General features: G+C 28.7%; 16 protein-coding genes. 10 read left to right on the top strand and 6 right to left on the bottom strand.

Features of this window, described 5'->3' with window-relative positions; genetic code table 11:
• Positions 1-142 precede the first annotated feature (142 nt).
• Positions 143-550: a DUF1573 domain-containing protein gene (locus tag Q0958_RS10755; protein WP_150899648.1), complete on the top strand. Its 408-nt coding sequence runs from the start codon at positions 143-145 to the stop codon at positions 548-550.
• A gap of 53 nt (positions 551-603) precedes the next feature.
• Here Q0958_RS10755 and Q0958_RS10750 read toward each other — a convergent pair whose 3' ends face one another.
• Positions 604-1,944 (bottom strand): aspartyl protease family protein, encoded by a 1,341-nt coding sequence (locus Q0958_RS10750; protein WP_299122839.1) that lies wholly within the window; start codon positions 1,942-1,944, stop codon positions 604-606.
• Positions 1,945-2,101: 157 nt separating this feature from the next.
• Between Q0958_RS10750 and Q0958_RS10745 the strand changes: the two genes are divergently transcribed.
• Complete coding sequence (locus Q0958_RS10745; RefSeq protein WP_299122837.1) at positions 2,102-3,292, top strand: pyridoxal phosphate-dependent aminotransferase; 1,191 nt, start codon at positions 2,102-2,104, stop codon at positions 3,290-3,292.
• A gap of 2 nt (positions 3,293-3,294) precedes the next feature.
• Complete coding sequence (gene murB, locus Q0958_RS10740) at positions 3,295-4,302, top strand: UDP-N-acetylmuramate dehydrogenase (RefSeq protein WP_299122835.1); 1,008 nt, start codon at positions 3,295-3,297, stop codon at positions 4,300-4,302.
• On the opposite strand, the gene Q0958_RS10735 is transcribed toward murB, so the two are convergent.
• The 4 genes from Q0958_RS10735 to aqpZ form a co-directional block, all read right to left on the bottom strand.
• Positions 4,299-4,988 (bottom strand): SCO family protein, encoded by a 690-nt coding sequence (locus Q0958_RS10735; RefSeq protein ID WP_299122832.1) that lies wholly within the window; start codon positions 4,986-4,988, stop codon positions 4,299-4,301. The two genes, murB and Q0958_RS10735, sit on opposite strands and share 4 nt — an antisense overlap.
• On the bottom strand, positions 4,972-5,541 hold the full coding sequence (locus tag Q0958_RS10730; protein ID WP_299122830.1) for a hypothetical protein: 570 nt from the start codon (positions 5,539-5,541) through the stop codon (positions 4,972-4,974). The genes Q0958_RS10735 and Q0958_RS10730 overlap by 17 nt, the downstream gene beginning before the upstream one ends.
• Complete coding sequence (locus Q0958_RS10725; RefSeq protein ID WP_299122828.1) at positions 5,542-6,324, bottom strand: YHYH protein; 783 nt, start codon at positions 6,322-6,324, stop codon at positions 5,542-5,544.
• Positions 6,325-6,470: 146 nt separating this feature from the next.
• A complete protein-coding gene (gene aqpZ, locus Q0958_RS10720) occupies positions 6,471-7,157 on the bottom strand; it encodes an aquaporin Z (RefSeq protein ID WP_299122826.1) in 687 nt (228 codons plus the stop codon).
• 137 nt (positions 7,158-7,294) lie between these two features.
• On the opposite strand from aqpZ, the gene Q0958_RS10715 reads away from it, so the two are divergent.
• From Q0958_RS10715 to Q0958_RS10685, 7 genes are all read left to right on the top strand, one after another.
• The gene (locus Q0958_RS10715; RefSeq protein WP_299122824.1) at positions 7,295-7,501 is read left to right on the top strand and encodes a membrane or secreted protein; all 207 of its coding nucleotides are present in this window, start codon (positions 7,295-7,297) and stop codon (positions 7,499-7,501) included.
• 15 nt (positions 7,502-7,516) lie between these two features.
• Entirely contained in the window at positions 7,517-8,617 is a 1,101-nt protein-coding gene (locus Q0958_RS10710) for a glycosyltransferase (protein WP_299122822.1), read from the top strand.
• Positions 8,608-9,171: a sigma-70 family RNA polymerase sigma factor gene (locus Q0958_RS10705; protein ID WP_150899657.1), complete on the top strand. Its 564-nt coding sequence runs from the start codon at positions 8,608-8,610 to the stop codon at positions 9,169-9,171. Before Q0958_RS10710 ends, Q0958_RS10705 begins: the two co-directional genes overlap by 10 nt.
• 91 nt (positions 9,172-9,262) lie before the next feature.
• On the top strand, positions 9,263-10,483 hold the full coding sequence (locus Q0958_RS10700; protein ID WP_299122818.1) for an Nramp family divalent metal transporter: 1,221 nt from the start codon (positions 9,263-9,265) through the stop codon (positions 10,481-10,483).
• Between the two features lie 143 nt (positions 10,484-10,626).
• A complete protein-coding gene (locus Q0958_RS10695) occupies positions 10,627-11,397 on the top strand; it encodes a hypothetical protein (protein ID WP_299122816.1) in 771 nt (256 codons plus the stop codon).
• A 34-nt stretch (positions 11,398-11,431) separates the two neighbouring features.
• Complete coding sequence (gene lipA / locus Q0958_RS10690) at positions 11,432-12,301, top strand: lipoyl synthase (RefSeq protein ID WP_299122814.1); 870 nt, start codon at positions 11,432-11,434, stop codon at positions 12,299-12,301.
• A gap of 296 nt (positions 12,302-12,597) precedes the next feature.
• Positions 12,598-14,718 carry a thioredoxin domain-containing protein gene (locus Q0958_RS10685; RefSeq protein WP_299122812.1) on the top strand — a complete coding sequence of 707 codons (2,121 nt, stop codon included), beginning with the start codon at positions 12,598-12,600 and terminating at the stop codon, positions 14,716-14,718.
• Here Q0958_RS10685 and Q0958_RS10680 read toward each other — a convergent pair.
• The gene (locus Q0958_RS10680) at positions 14,715-15,875 is read right to left on the bottom strand and encodes an AGE family epimerase/isomerase (protein ID WP_299122809.1); all 1,161 of its coding nucleotides are present in this window, start codon (positions 15,873-15,875) and stop codon (positions 14,715-14,717) included. The genes Q0958_RS10685 and Q0958_RS10680 overlap by 4 nt on opposite strands.
• Positions 15,876-15,878: the final 3 nt, after the last annotated feature.

Genomic DNA, 15,878 nt, shown 5'->3' with positions numbered 1-15,878 from the left:
TTGGCATTATTTTTGAAATTTCGAAAGCAAAAATACAACTATCTCTGAGGTACAGAAAATAAGATGTTGTTTTTTTGGAACTAAAAAAATAATACTAAATTTGTAACGGTTTAAATTAAACCCCTTAATTAATTTCTAAATTATGAAAACAATTTTATCATTCCTAGCTGTTTGTTTTATTACGTTAACAGTAAACGCTCAAGAATTTAAATTTGAAACTGAAACTATTAACTACGGTAAAGTAGCTATTGGATCTGAAGGAAAACGTACATTTGAATTTACTAATGTTGGTGATGCACCTTTAATTATTAAAGATATCAAGTCTACTTGTGGATGTACAGTTCCTAAAAAACCTGAAGCTCCAATTATGCCAGGACAAAAAGGACAGATTGAAGTTTCTTACGATACTAACAGACCAGGTGGTTTTTCTAAAGCTATTACTGTAATTTCTAACGCTAAGAAATCTAGAACAATGCTTAAAATAAAAGGATTTGTTTCTAAAAAAGCTGCTCCAGCTAAAGAAAAAAGTATGATGAATGATAGTGAATAATTAATTTCACACTACATATAAAAAAAACATCACCAATTTTGGTGATGTTTTTTTTATATCCTTTTTTCTAATCTAAACTCAAACCTCAAATCGACATCTCCTCTTTTTACTTTTATCCTTATCTTTTTGTTTGGTTTTTTATAAAACATTTCAACTATTTCTTCCAAAGTAAACCCATAAGCTTTCTGGTTATTTATTTCCTCAATCCTATCTCCTACTTTAATTCCAGCTCTATCTCCCGGAGACCCTTTGACAACCTTGTCTATTTTATATTTTGGTTTAAACCTATATTGATACGTATTAACAAAAGAAATTATATCATTATTTGCCAATCGATTCCCTTCACTATATGTATCCACTATTTTTCTCACTTCTCTTTCTTTAACCAACTCTTTACCCTCAAAAACGACATGTAAACCACTCATGTTATAAAAAAAACCAGCTTTTAAAGATGAATTCTTTTTTAAGGTCATCTTTTTATTCGGATAATCAATCCATACCTTAAACCTCCTTAAAATACTACCTCCTATACTACCATTTCTTTCTCTAAATTGACGTGCATTAAATGTTGATGTTGAATCTAAAAAGGATACTGTAGGTTCTTTTAGCTTAAACCTACCTAATGATACATGAGGTATTTTACTTCTATTACCATAAATAGTACCACTTATACCTTCACCTAAAATATCTCTAAAATTTTTTATAGGTGTTTTTATAATATCTTTAGTATCTTCAAACAACCACATTGCATCACTTCCTCCTGAATCAACCAATACTTTTAAAGGAGTTTCAATATTATTTACCGTATCTATTCTAGCTTTTATATCTATATAAGGTTTATTTCTGTATAACTGTAAAGGAAAAACTTCACACTTTCTACATTTAGACTCTTTATATTTTTCTGGGTTATAAAAAACAATTCGTTTAGTATTATAATTTATTTTAACTATAACATCTTTTAATAAATTATATCCTATTATTCCATGTATGGTAACCCCCATTTTGGCTGACAAATTAAAGGCGTCTTTTAAAATAACATAAATTTCTTGATTTAAACCTACTATGTTTTTTATTCTAAATTTATTACCTCTTGACAATAATGCTTCAATAGGCTCTCCATCTCCTAATCCTCTTATGAAAACTTTTTTGACATTATTTAATCCTATACTATCGTTTTTTGACAGGTTGAATAAAATTGTTTTATTCACTCCTGTGTCTAGTATAAAAGATAATTTATTACCATTTATTTCTAATGGAATTACAATTAAATTATTAATCAATTCAAACCTTAGTTCCTGTTTATCATCATTCTTACCGAAGAAACGAAATTTTTCTTGAGAATAAATTGTGACACATAAAAAGAAACTAATAAAGTAAAGTAATCGTTTTTTCAAAAGGGAAAGTTTTAAGGTATAATTTTAAATATACAACCTTCATTTTATATTTTCATTTTTTTAAGATTTTTTTAACCACTCATTTTCATAAAAAACAAGTTAATTTTATCAAATATATTTTGCAAATTTGCCAAACAAATAACTAATTCTATTTACAATGCCATCTATTTCTATAAAAGGAAATTCTATGCCACAATCGCCAATTCGTAAATTGGTGCCTTATGCTGAAGCTGCTAAAAAGAACGGAACTAAAGTTTATCACTTAAACATTGGTCAACCAGATATTAAAACTCCTCAAGTTGCACTTGACGCTGTTAAAAACAACGCTATTGAGGTATTATCTTATGCCCGTTCTGAAGGTTCTGAAGAATACAGAACAAAATTAGCTAATTATTACGCTAAAAATGATATTCATGTAAATGCTAATAACATTATTGCTACAACAGGTGGTTCCGAAGCTTTATTATTTACTATTGGTAGTATTACTGACCCAGGTGATGAAATTATTATTCCTGAACCTTTTTATGCTAACTACAATGGTTTTTCAACTGCATCTGGAGTAAAAGTAGTTCCAGTAATTTCTAAAATTGAAGATAACTTTGCTTTACCTGCAATTGAAGATTTTGAAAAGCTTATTACTTCAAAAACTAAAGCTATTTTAATTTGTAACCCAGGAAATCCAACTGGATACTTATATAGTGAAGAAGAAATTGAAAAGTTGAAACAAATCGTTTTAAAACACGATTTATTTTTAATTGCTGATGAAGTTTACCGTGAGTTTACTTATGATGGTGAAAAACACAATTCAGTAATGACTTTAGAAGGTTTAGAGCAAAATGCTATCATGATAGATTCTGTTTCTAAACGCTATAGTATGTGTGGAGCTAGAATTGGTTGTATTGTTTCTAAAAATGAAGAATTTATTAATACCGCTATTAAGTTTGCACAAGCTCGTTTAAGTCCTCCTACTTACGCTTTATTAGCTAGTGAAGCTGCTTTAGACACTCCTCAAAGTTACTTTGATGAAGTTATTGAAGAGTATGAAGATCGTAGAAATACTCTAATCTCTGAACTACAAAAAATTGAAGGTGTTAAAGTAGCAAACCCTAAAGGTGCTTTTTATTGTGTTGCTGAATTACCAGTTGAAAATGCTGATGATTTTGCTCAATGGATTTTAGAAAAATTCAATCACAATAACGAAACTATTATGGTTGCACCTGCTAGTGGTTTTTACTCTACTAAAGGAGAAGGTAAAAATCAAGTTCGTATTGCATATGTTTTAAACAAAACTGATTTAAAACGTTCAGTTGAAATTCTAAAAATTGCTTTAGAACAATACAATAAATAACATTGGATATTCAAGAAAATATATCATTAAAAAAGTACAATACGTTTGGCATTGATGTTAATGCCAAACGTTTTGTTTCTATTGATTCTCTCTATAGTTTACAACAACTTTTAAAAGAAGAACAAGATTTATTTCTAATTAGTGGTGGTAGTAACATGCTATTAACTAAAGAAATCGAGAAACTAGTAGTTCATCTCAATTTAAAAGGTATTTCTATAGATAGAGAAAATGATAATGATGTTTATCTAACTGTAAATGCTGGTGAAAACTGGCATGATTTTGTCCTTTGGTGTGTTTCACAAGACTATGGCGGATTAGAAAACTTATCTTTGATACCTGGTAATGTTGGTACTTGTCCTATTCAAAATATAGGTGCTTATGGTGTTGAAGTAAAAGATACTATTACCCGTGTTCAAGCTATAGACATTGAAACAGGAAAATTAGTAGAATTTTCAAATTCTGAATGTAAGTTTGGTTATAGAAATTCTATTTTTAAAAACGAAGCCAAAGGTAAATACATTATAACTTCTGTGAGTTTTTTACTTACTAAAAACGAACACCAGCTAAACACTTCTTATGGAGCTATTGAAACTGAATTAGCTTCAAAAAATATTACTAGTCCGACTATTAAAGACGTTTCAGATGCAGTAATTGCTATTAGACAAAGTAAATTACCAGACCCTAAAGAAATTGGAAATAGTGGTAGTTTTTTTAAAAACCCTGTTATTTCAACAACGCTTTTTCAAGAACTACAAAAAGATTTTCCTAACATTCCTAGTTATCCAATTTCTGAAGAAGAAGTTAAAGTCCCTGCAGGTTGGTTAATAGAACAAAGTGGTTTTAAAGGAAAACGTTTTGGTGATTATGGGGTACATGAAAAACAAGCTTTGGTTTTAGTCAACTACGGAAATGCTACAGGTAAAGAAATTTATGAGTTAGCTCAAAAGATTCAAAAGACCATTGAGAATAAGTTTTCTATTGAATTAGAAATTGAAGTAAACGTTATTTAACCTTCTTTTTTTAAGATTTCTATATGACGAATTAGTCTTTCTGTATCTAAGCCTAAAGTACCGTTATAAACACCTCTAATACGTCCTTTTTTATCTATCAGTACAAAGTTTTCTGTGTGAATAAAAGCGTTTTCATCTTGTGTTTTTGCAAAGTCTTCATCAGCAAAATATGCTTTTCTTGCTAGGTTATAAATTTGCTCTTTATCGCCAGTTACTAAATTCCATTTATCTGAATTTATATCATTATCTAATGCATATTTTTTTAATACAGGTACAGAGTCTTTTACTGGCATTACAGTATGTGATAATAGAAGTACATCCTTATCATCTTTAAATTTTTCTTGAAGCTTACTCATATTCTTTTCAAGAATAGGACAAATTCCAGGACAAGACACGAAAAAGAAATCTGCTACATAAATTTTCCCCTTATACAAATTACGGCTGATTCCCTTTCCGTCTTGATTTACCAAATTAAAATCTGGTATAGTATGTATTTTATCATATTTGGATGAGTCTTCTGAAATCCATTCTGGTGTAAATTCTGCCGAATTAAAAAATGGTAGTGTAACTTCTTTATTTATCTTTTTTTCAGTTTTACAAGCTGTTAAACTAAAAAAAAGAAGCATTAAAAAATAGATTATTCTACTTTGACCTATACTACCTATAATTTTATTTGAATGACTCATCTTTAACATTTACTGAATAACATTTTTTTAATCCTATTAACCCAAATCTTTCACCATTTTTGGTAACAAAATTTGCTCTTAACTTTCCATCACCTTGCCACATCTTTTGACTTCCATTCTCCTCACCTTCTTTGTAATTAAAATCTTTATATATCTGTCCGTTCTTATACCAAATTTTAACACTACCATCATACTCTCCTTTAGTATTGAAGTAATAAATAAATTTTTGATTTCCATTCTCCCACCAAGCTTTATGAATTCCAGACTTTAATCCTTTTTTATAAAATCGTTGCTCAGCTATACTCCCATTTAAATATTTTTTCAACTCTTCTCCTTCTTTTTTTCCGTTCAAATATTGAGCTGAATCATTTGTTTTATTTACTTCATTATAAGAAATCATAGTGCCCGAAAATGGAACTCCTTTATAAAAAAGGACTCCATTTTTCAATTCTATGTTATTATTAGGATATTGAATTTTTAGTGCAATTTTCTCTGGCTTTTCTACACAAGAAAAAAAACTAACACATAGCCATATAAAAAATAACTTCTTCAATTATTGTGAAATATTTCCAGGTGTACCATAAAATGCATTTCCATTAATATACGGGTCATCAGCAGTAATATGATAGTGATAGATTCCATTTGGAAAATCCACAGTTGCTGAAGTATGTCCATGGTAAATATCTAAATCAGCACTTGTAATTGTTGTTCCATTTTCCTCAGGACCATATACTGGAAAACCATCAGCTAATAATCCTAAAAATGCACTTTTTCCATTTTGAGCTGTAAGAAATAATGGTTCTTGGTGATAATGATATTGACCTGAATTTTGCGGATGTCCTAAATACTGATCAAAAGAATTTATCTCATTGGTTAATGGTTGATTATTAGGCCCTGCATACTGATTATAAAACGCAACTCCATTTATAGCTAATCCCATTGGCCCAAGAGAAGTATTCGTTTTGGTAGATGCTTCTGATGGATTTAACGGAATTTGAAATGTTATATTCTGAGAAGCTATTGTATTAGGGTTTTGGTTCCAATTTGGGTTGGTTCCATTATATGCTTCATAATTTGCATTTCCTACTCCCCAATATGGACTTTTATGATTAGGTAAATTATTTGTTGTAAAAGTTACTACATTTCCATTGATAGCATATGTTACTCCAGAAACTCCATCAAATTTGGATAAGATAGGTGTAATATCATATGTTGTTCCTGAAGGATTACTTCCATCACCATTATCACTTACATCGTCACTTGAACTACATGCATATAATACACTCGTTACTACTAATAATCCTAATAATGCTTTAACTAGTTGATTTAAATTCATTTTAATGGGGTTTTTAGTTTATACAAGATACTCATTTCTTCTAAGACCTTCAAAAACTCAAAAAGTTTAAAATGAATTAATTTTTTTTCAAAAAAAATAGACATCATAATTATGATGTCTATTTTAAACCTTCAATAAAAGTAATATTATTCTTTATTTATCAAGTTCTTATAAATAACTCCTGCTACAATTGCTCCTCCAACTGGAGCTATCCAAAATAACCAAGATTGAATTAAATATTCTCCTCCAACAAACAATGCTTGACTCATAGAACGTGCTGGATTTACCGATGTATTTGTTATCGGAATACTTATTAAATGAATTAAAGTAAGACCTAAACCAATAGCTATAGGAGCAAAACCTTTTGGAGCTTTCTCACTAGTACTTCCTAAAATAATTAACAAGAAAAACATTGTTAATACAAACTCAGCTACAAAAGCAGCTATTAAATTATAACCACCAGGAGATAATGTACCATAGCCATTGGCAGCAAAACTTCCTATTGACTCAAAACCTTCTTTATTAGAAACTATTAAAAATAAAAAACTAGCCGCTAAAATAGCGCCCAATAATTGAGAGGCTATATAAGGAACTAATTCTTTTGAAGAAAATTTTCCTCCAGCCCATAAACCCAATGATACTGCCGGATTAAAATGTCCTCCAGAAATATGTCCAACTGCATAAGCCATGGTTAAAACTGTTAAACCAAAAGCTAGTGCTACTCCTAAAAACCCTATCCCTAAATCTGGAAAATTTGCAGCAAAAATTGCACTACCACAACCTCCAAAAACTAACCAAAATGTTCCGAAAAATTCAGCAAAATATTTTTTCATATGATTATATAATAAATTAATTGATTATTAATTAGGACACTTAAAAAAATAAAAGTCACAACATTACAAACTACACAATAATCCATTTATATAATCTAGGAAGTTTGTATCTTTGCCTCACTAAAATTTTTCAAGAAATGAAATTAGTTTTCGTAACAATTGGATTATTAGCGCTTGCATTTGCAGGAATTGCTATTAAAATTTGGGCTAAAAAAGATGGTGAATTTGCTGGAACTTGTGCTAGCCAAAATCCTGTTTTAAATCAAAGTGGTGAATCTTGTGGTTTTTGCGGTAAAACACCAGACCAGTTCGATTCTTGCAGTGAACCACAACACGCAAACTAAATTTATTTTATTTATATGATCTTTACTGTAGTTTTCTACATTTTTGTAGCAGTTACGATTATACAAATAATTTATTTTTTAAGTTTTTCCGTTTTTGCTTTTAAAAAAGAAAAAAAAGCAATCTCTAAAAATATTCCTATCTCAGTTATCATTTGTATTAAAAATAAAGCAAATGAGTTAGCAGATTATATTCAAGAGTTTTCTAAACAAAATTATACTGATTTTGAAATTGTTTTAATAAACAATGCTTCTTCTGATGATACACTTGATGTTATGGAAAATCTTCAAGAGGAATATTCTAATATCAAAATTGTAAATGTTGTAAATACTGAAGCTTTTTGGGGAAATCGTAAATACGCTTTAACCCTAGGTATAAAAGCTGCAACTCATGAACATTTATTATTTACAGACATTTCTTGCAAACCTGATTCAGCCTATTGGATTAAGGAAATGAGTTCTAATTTCTCTCAAGAAAAATCAATTATTTTAGGCTATCAAAAAATAAAATCTAAAAAATTATCTTTCTCAAACCTACTTATTAGATTCGATAATATTTTTAACCATATTTTATCTTTCTCTTTTGCTAAATTTGGAAGTCCTTTTAGCGCTAATATTAAAAACTTAGGATATACTAAAAGTGAGTTTTTTAAAGTAAATGGTTTCATTAAACACATGGATAGTTTTATAGGTGAAGATGATTTATTTATAAAAGATGCTGCCAATAATAAAAACACAGCTATTTCTATAGCTGAAAATAGTCGTGTAACTTCTAATTCTTATATTTCTTTTAAAGATTGGTTTACACAAAAAAGGAAATTATCTATTATATTTCCTTTGTATAAGTTTAAACATCGTTTTTTCTTAAACCTTTTCAAGTTTACGAAAATTATTTTTTTCCCTTTAGCTGTTTATGTACTTATCTTAAAATGGAAAATAACTCTACCTATTGTTTTATTCTACTATTTCATACAGTTTTTAGTTATTGGAAAATCAGCTTTTAAACTTCACGATAAAAAAATCCTTTTCTTATTGCCCATACTTGACATTTGTTTAGTATCATTACAAATCATTATATTTATAACAAATACAATTTCTAAACCTACACATTGGAAGTAAATAAAGAAAAAGTTCTTCACCACATTCAGCTTGCTAAGAAAGGAAACCAAATTTCTTTTAATTTCCTATTAGACACTTTCTGGGGAAATGTATACAACTATCAATTATCAAAAATTAAAAATGATAATGATGCTGAAGATATTACTATTCAAACTTTTTCTAAAGCTTTTGATAAAATAGACACCTTTAACGAAGAATATCAATTCAAAACTTGGTTAATTACTATTTCTAAGAATGTACATATTGATTTTCTACGTAAAAAAAAGTCTACGATTTCAATTGACACTTCTAAAGAACAAGAAGAAGCTGCTTTTCAGGTAGTCGATGATGCTCCTTCTCCTGAAGATAAAATTATTACAGAACAAAATTTAGCTAAACTTTTAAAGGATATAAAAAAGCTAAAACCGAAATACCAAGAAATAATTAATTTACGTTTTTTTCAAGAGTTAAGCTATAAAGAAATCTCAGAAAAAATAGGGGAACCGATGAATAATGTAAAGGTTAAATTATTGAGAGCTAAAAAATTATTAGCAGAAATAATAAAGAAATCTTAAATTGCCCCAACTTTAGCAATTAAAAAACTAAAGAATTGTATAATTTATTATACAGTATCAATTAATTTAACATTTTCTTTCATTTCCCTTTATGAAAAAGTCTTTTTTAAATTTACTTGGTCCTGGTTTGTTATTTGCTGGTGCTGCAATAGGAGTTTCTCACTTGGTACAATCTACAAGAGCTGGTGCCGATTTCGGTTTTGGTTTACTTTGGGCTTTACTAATCGTTAATATTTTTAAATATCCTTTTTTTCAATTTGGACCTCGTTACGCTTCGGCTACTGGCGAAACTTTGTTAGATGGTTATAAAAAACTTGGCAAATATGTTTTAGTTAGCTATTATATTTTAAATTTTGCCACTATGTTTACTATTCAAGCTGCGGTAACAATTGTAACTGCAAGCTTAGCTTCTAACATCTTTGGTTTTACCAATGATTTAGTAATATGGTCAATTATAATAATGTTTATTAGTGTAATTATTTTAGGAATTGGAAAGTATAAATTACTAGATAATTTAATGAAATACATTATACTAACATTAACTATAAGTACTATTTTAGCTGTAAACATTGCTTTATTTAGCACTCAAAAAGGATTTAGTTTTCAACAAATAGTACCTAGTGGTACTGCTCAAATAACTTTTTTAATAGCCTTTTTAGGCTGGATGCCTGCTCCTTTAGATATTTCTATTTGGCATTCAATATGGTCGGTTGAAAAAAGTAAAACTACTTTCGAAAAAATAAAACCTAAACATGCTATTTTCGATTTCAATGTTGGATACATTGGAACCTTCTTTTTAGGTGTTTGTTTTGTAATGTTAGGAGCATTGGTTATGTATAGGTCTGGTGAATCTTTTTCTAGTAAAGGAACTGTATTTGCCTCTCAACTAATTAATTTATACACAAAAAACTTAGGTGATTTTTCTTACTTATTCATTGGTATAGCTGCTTTTACAACCATGTTCAGTACTACATTAACTACATTGGATGCTTCACCTAGAGCCATGAGTAAAACTTCCACTTTAATTTTTAATAAAAAAACAAAGGCTTCTTATTGGTTCTGGATGTTATTTTTAGCTATTGGTACTTTTCTTATTCTAAAATATTTTTTATCTGACATGGGATTTTTGGTTAAAATAGCTACGGTATTATCTTTCTTAACAGCTCCATTCTACGCTATTTTAAATTATATATTAATTACCGGTGAACATACTCCTGAAAAGCATAGACCTGGTTTAGGCTTACGTATTTTAAGTATTACTGGTATTGTATTTTTAATCGCATTTAGTATTTGGTTTTTATTAAATTTGTGATAAAAATTAATATGAAATTCACCGAACTTTCTCTTTATAATGAGTCTGGTAAAGCCCCTATAACAAATTTATCATTAGTCCTTATTTTTGGAATATTTATCACACTTTTTGCTAGTTATTTTTATAGCTTAATTGTAACCTTTATGCCTTTAATTTATTTTAATTTTATACTAGGTTTAGTATTTGGCTATTCAATTTCTCAAATTAGTTATTTACTTAATAGAGTATTTAAAATAAGGAATCGAAAAAAATCTATAATAATAACTTTAATCTTAGCTTTTTTAGGAGTGTATTTTCAATGGGTAAGTTATTTCTATATAATATCCGTAGAAGAAGTAAAATTAGTAATCGACACTAAATTTTTTATTCAAATTTTAATAAGACCAGATTTACTAATAGAGAACATAATAACCCTTAATAAAATAGGAAGTTGGGAACTTTTTGGTTTTCTCATTAAAAATTTCTCACTATCCATAATATGGATTCTAGAAGCTACAATAATTATACTTATGGCATATTCTGGATACAAAAACATAAGTATTGAACCTTTTTCAGAATCAACCAATAAATGGTATAAAAAGCTTTATATCGATAAAGATTTCGAGCAAATACATTTAAAAAAGGACTTCATAGAACATTTTAATAATAATATACTTGACACTATAAACTCTTTAAAATATGGAAGTGCAAATCGTTATTCTAGAATTTACATTTATTGCTTAGAATCTGAAACTAGGAGTTTAATTTCGATTGAAAACGTAGTAATATCTCATAATGATAATGGAAAGAAAGAAGTAACAGAAATATTACCTCCTTGTTATATTGGAATTGGTACTATTAGTCAATTAAAAAAAGAATTTAGTTTAAAAAAAATTAGCTTGATAGATTCCATTAAAGATCTTTATCAACAATAAAAATTGTAAATTTGCAGTTCAATTTTTTTATAAAATGGAAAATAAATCTGTAGTACTACCTGAAAGAACAAAAAAGCCAAAATGGTTACGCGTAAAGTTACCTGTTGGTAAAAAATATACAGAACTTAGAGGTTTAGTAGATAAATACAAGTTAAATACTATTTGTACTAGTGGTAGCTGTCCTAATATGGGAGAATGTTGGGGAGAAGGAACTGCTACTTTTATGATTTTAGGAAATATTTGTACTCGTTCTTGTGGTTTTTGTGGTGTAAAAACCGGTAGACCAGAAACTGTTGAATGGGACGAGCCTGAAAAAGTTGCTCGCTCAATTAAATTAATGAGTATTAAACATGCTGTATTAACTTCAGTAGATAGAGATGACTTAAAAGATGGTGGATCTATCATTTGGGCTGAAACCGTAAATGCTGTTAGAAGAGCAAATCCTAATACTACTTTAGAAACTTTAATACCAGATTTTCAAGGAAATGAAAAATTACTTGATAGAATTATAGAGGTAGCACCTGAAGTAGTTTCTCACAATATGGAAACTGTTCGTAGATTAACTCGTGAAGTTCGTATTCAGGCTAAATATGATAGAAGCTTAGCTGTTTTAAAATATTTGAAAGATAATGGTATGCGCACTAAATCTGGAATTATGCTAGGTTTAGGTGAAACTGAAGAAGAAGTTATCCAAACAATGAAAGATTTGCGTAGTGTTGGGTTAGACATTATTACTATTGGTCAGTATTTACAACCAAGTAAAAAACACTTGCCAGTTAAGCAATTTATTACTCCTGATCAGTTTAAAAAATATGAAACTTTAGGTTTAGAAATGGGCTTTATGTATGTTGAAAGTGGTGCTTTAGTTAGATCTTCTTACAAAGCGCATAAGCATGCTAGTTAATTAAAACACCAGTTTATTAATAAATTGTTAAAATTAACAGTTCACCTACACATTTGTTAACACAAAGACTATATATAGTTAAAAAATTGTGAATTCTTAAACATCAACTTCAAAAACATATAAGTAATTCGTAATTTTGGCACAGAATTTGAAAGCAATAATTCGTAGACAAGTAATATTGTTTTCATTGTGTAAATTATTTGAATTAGTTGATTAACAAAAGCCCACTCATATGAGTGGGCTTTTGAATTCTATCCCATAAAAATTTATTATTTTTGGTTACAACCTTATTTAATATGTTTTTAAAAAAGATTTTATTCTGCTGTATTATTTTTTTCATCCTATCATGCAAAAACACCTCAACAAAAAATGATACTAAAAAACATAAATACACCAATAGCTTAATTCACGAAACAAGCCCGTACTTATTACAACATGCGCACAATCCTGTAAACTGGTATCCTTGGAATGAGAAAACATTAGAACTCGCCAAAAAAGAAAACAAACTTTTATTAATTTCTATAGGATACTCTTCTTGCCATTGGTGCCATGTTATGGAGAAAGAATCTTTTGAAAATGAAGAAGTTGCTAAAATAATGAACGACAATTTTATTAATGTAAAAATTGACAGAGAAGAACGTCCTGATATTGATAAAGTTTACATGACTGCTGTACAACTTATGACTGGAAGTGGTGGGTGGCCCTTAAACTGCATAGCTTTACCTAATGGAAAACCTGTTTTTGGCGGAACTTACTTTCCAAAAGACCAATGGATTAATGTTCTTAACCAAATTTCCTCTCTATACACAAAAGAACCTCAAGAACTAATTAATTACGCTGAAAAACTAACAGAAGGCATTAAAGAAAACTCTTTAATTTCTATTAATAACAAAGAACAAGATTTCAACAAATCTTATATAAAAAATTCCTTAGACAACTGGTTCAAACACTTCGATAATTCATTTGGTAGTATTGATAGTTCTCCTAAATTTCCAATGCCTGTTAATTATGAGTTTCTATTACAATACGCTTATCTCACAAAAAACAAAGAACTTTTATCTCATGTTAATACTACCCTAACTAAAATGGCTTTAGGTGGTATTTTTGATCAAAGTGAAGGTGGCTTCTCTAGATACTCCACTGATAAAAAATGGCATATTCCTCATTTTGAAAAAATGCTCTACGACAATGGTCAACTAGTTAGTCTATATTCTAATGCTTATACAGCTACACAAAAGCCTCTTTACAAGGAAACTGTATATCAAACATTAAACTTTATAGAGAAAGAATTAATGGATAAAAGTGGTGGTTTTTATTCATCTCTAGATGCAGATAGTAGTAACGAACATAATAAACTTGAAGAAGGAGCTTATTATGTATGGACTAAAAACGAACTTACTTCAATTATCCCTAAAGATGATTTTGATTTATTTTCAAATTATTTTGGAATCAACTCATATGGATTATGGGAAGAAGAAAAATATCATTTAATAAGAAAATTTACCAATGAAGAGTTTTCTAAAAAATACGATGTATCATTAAATAAACTAAACAAAAAAGTAGCGCAATGGCGTTCATTATTAACAAAACATAGAAGCAAAAAAAACAAACCTAGATTGGATGACAAAATCCTTACTTCCTGGAATGCTTTAACTCTAAAAGGTTATGTTGATGCTTACAAAGCTTTTGACGATTCTCACTTTTTAAATATCGCTCTTAAGAATGCTAATTTTATTAAAGAAAATTTAATTAAACAAAATGGTGAAGTTTTCAGAAATTATAAAAATGGTAAAGCAAGTATTAATGCTTATTTAGAAGATTATGCTACCCTAATTAACGCCTATTTAAGCTTATATCAAGTCACATTCGATTCTCAATGGCTATCACTATCAAAGAAGCTTACTGATTATGTTTTTAATCATTTTTACGATGAAAAAAGTAATTTCTTTTATTATACTTCTAATTTAGAAAAAGAATTAATCGCTAAAAAGATTGAAACCGATGATAATGTTATTGCTTCTTCTAATTCAATCATGGCTAAGAACTTATTTTTATTAAGTCATTTTTATGAGAATGAAGAGTATTTAAAAGTAAGCAAGCAAATGCTACACAATATTAGTCCAGAAATGAATAATTTTCCTTCTTCTCATGCAAATTGGCTTTCTCTATATTTAAATTATACCTATCCTTTTTATGAAGTTGCTATTTCAGGAAATAAAGCTCTTGAAAAATCTACTCTATTAAATAAAGTTTATTTACCAAATAAGTTAGTTGCTGGTAGTCTTAAAGAAAGTAATTTACCTTTATTAAAAAACAGGTTTTCTTCTAAAGAAACATACATATACGTTTGTATTAATAAAGCTTGTAAATTACCTACTAGTGATGTAAAAAAGGCAATAAATCAATTGAAAAATTAAATATCAGACACCACATTCAAACACATCCTAACTATATGATATGGAGTTTTCCACATAGCTACTTTATGTTCTAGCCTCTCTCCATTCTCTGTTATTTTTGAATGCCATTCTCCATTATTATTATCAATAAAATTACCTTTCACAAAGCACCATACTTTATTCAAGCTAATTAAATACTCTTCTTTTTTAGCTTCTTTATACAGCGTATAAAAAGCAAGCATAGCCTCAGTTTGTACCCACCAATTCAATTCAACATCTAATTCTTTAGAAGCTATATTTTTCCCTGTTAACACTGCCCCATCAAACGTTACTGCTTCATTTAGAAAATTAGCAATACTATACTTCATTTTTTCAACAATAATTTCTTCATATTTTTTATAACCAAGAGACCTCGCTATATCTAGCAACATCCATGGAACCTCTGCATTGTGTCCAAAAGAAATTGTTTTACTTATATCAACCCATTGTTCATCAAATTCTAAAACTAAACACTTATCGTTTTTCCAAAATTTGTTTACAATAGTTTCTAATAAATATATTATTCTTTTTCCTAATTCTTTATTTTCATACACTTTATACAAAGCACTATAACCTTCTAACAAATGCAAATAAGTCCCTAACTTCTTAATCTTATCTTGAACTCCTTCTTTAAAATCTTCATTCAAATAACTTCCATCAGAAGACCTCAATTCTTTCTCAACAAACTCAAACAAATTTACTGCCCAAGTTTTTACTTCTTCTTTTTTTGATAATTTATAATATTCTGACAATCCTAAAATAGTATATGCCTGGGCTATTGTATTTTTTGTTGTATCTATTGGTTCTCCGTTGTAATTAAGCTCCCAGTATACAGTTGATGTTTCTTTATCTTTAAAAAAGTACTTTAAGTATTGATAAGCTCTGTTAGCAAACGCTTCATTATCTTTTACACCTTCTTGATTACAAACCGCTGAAAAACTCCACAAAGTTCTGGCATTCAATATAATTCCCTTTGGTGCTTTTGGTATCACATTTCCTTTATTATCAACTCCGCCAAAAAAACCTCCTTCTAAATTATCTATAGTATTCGTTTTCCAATAATCTAATACATTTTGTAATTCTTTTCTTATTTCAACTTGAAGCTCTCTTTTAATAGAACTACCTACAACTCCTACCATCTA

The organism is uncultured Tenacibaculum sp. (assembly GCF_947499065.1).
Lineage (GTDB): Bacteria > Bacteroidota > Bacteroidia > Flavobacteriales > Flavobacteriaceae > Polaribacter.
Note: the sequence above shows the minus strand (reverse complement) of the source record. Positions and strands in the feature narration are given on the sequence as shown.

Excerpts from the sequence above, each read along its gene's own strand:
- Q0958_RS10695 (WP_299122816.1), top strand. The coding sequence starts at position 10,627 with ATGCCTTTAATTTATTTTAATTTTATACTAGGTTTAGTATTTGGCTAT.
- Q0958_RS10755 (WP_150899648.1), top strand. The coding sequence starts at position 143 with ATGAAAACAATTTTATCATTCCTAGCTGTTTGTTTTATTACGTTAACA.
- Q0958_RS10680 (WP_299122809.1), bottom strand. The coding sequence starts at position 15,875 with ATGGTAGGAGTTGTAGGTAGTTCTATTAAAAGAGAGCTTCAAGTTGAA.
- lipA (WP_299122814.1), top strand. The coding sequence starts at position 11,432 with ATGGAAAATAAATCTGTAGTACTACCTGAAAGAACAAAAAAGCCAAAA.
- Q0958_RS10715 (WP_299122824.1), top strand. The coding sequence starts at position 7,295 with ATGAAATTAGTTTTCGTAACAATTGGATTATTAGCGCTTGCATTTGCA.
- Q0958_RS10700 (WP_299122818.1), top strand. The coding sequence starts at position 9,263 with ATGAAAAAGTCTTTTTTAAATTTACTTGGTCCTGGTTTGTTATTTGCT.
- Q0958_RS10745 (WP_299122837.1), top strand. The coding sequence starts at position 2,102 with ATGCCATCTATTTCTATAAAAGGAAATTCTATGCCACAATCGCCAATT.
- Q0958_RS10710 (WP_299122822.1), top strand. The coding sequence starts at position 7,517 with ATGATCTTTACTGTAGTTTTCTACATTTTTGTAGCAGTTACGATTATA.
- Q0958_RS10735 (WP_299122832.1), bottom strand. The coding sequence starts at position 4,988 with ATGAGTCATTCAAATAAAATTATAGGTAGTATAGGTCAAAGTAGAATA.
- Q0958_RS10685 (WP_299122812.1), top strand. The coding sequence starts at position 12,598 with ATGTTTTTAAAAAAGATTTTATTCTGCTGTATTATTTTTTTCATCCTA.
- aqpZ (WP_299122826.1), bottom strand. The coding sequence starts at position 7,157 with ATGAAAAAATATTTTGCTGAATTTTTCGGAACATTTTGGTTAGTTTTT.
- Q0958_RS10725 (WP_299122828.1), bottom strand. The coding sequence starts at position 6,324 with ATGAATTTAAATCAACTAGTTAAAGCATTATTAGGATTATTAGTAGTA.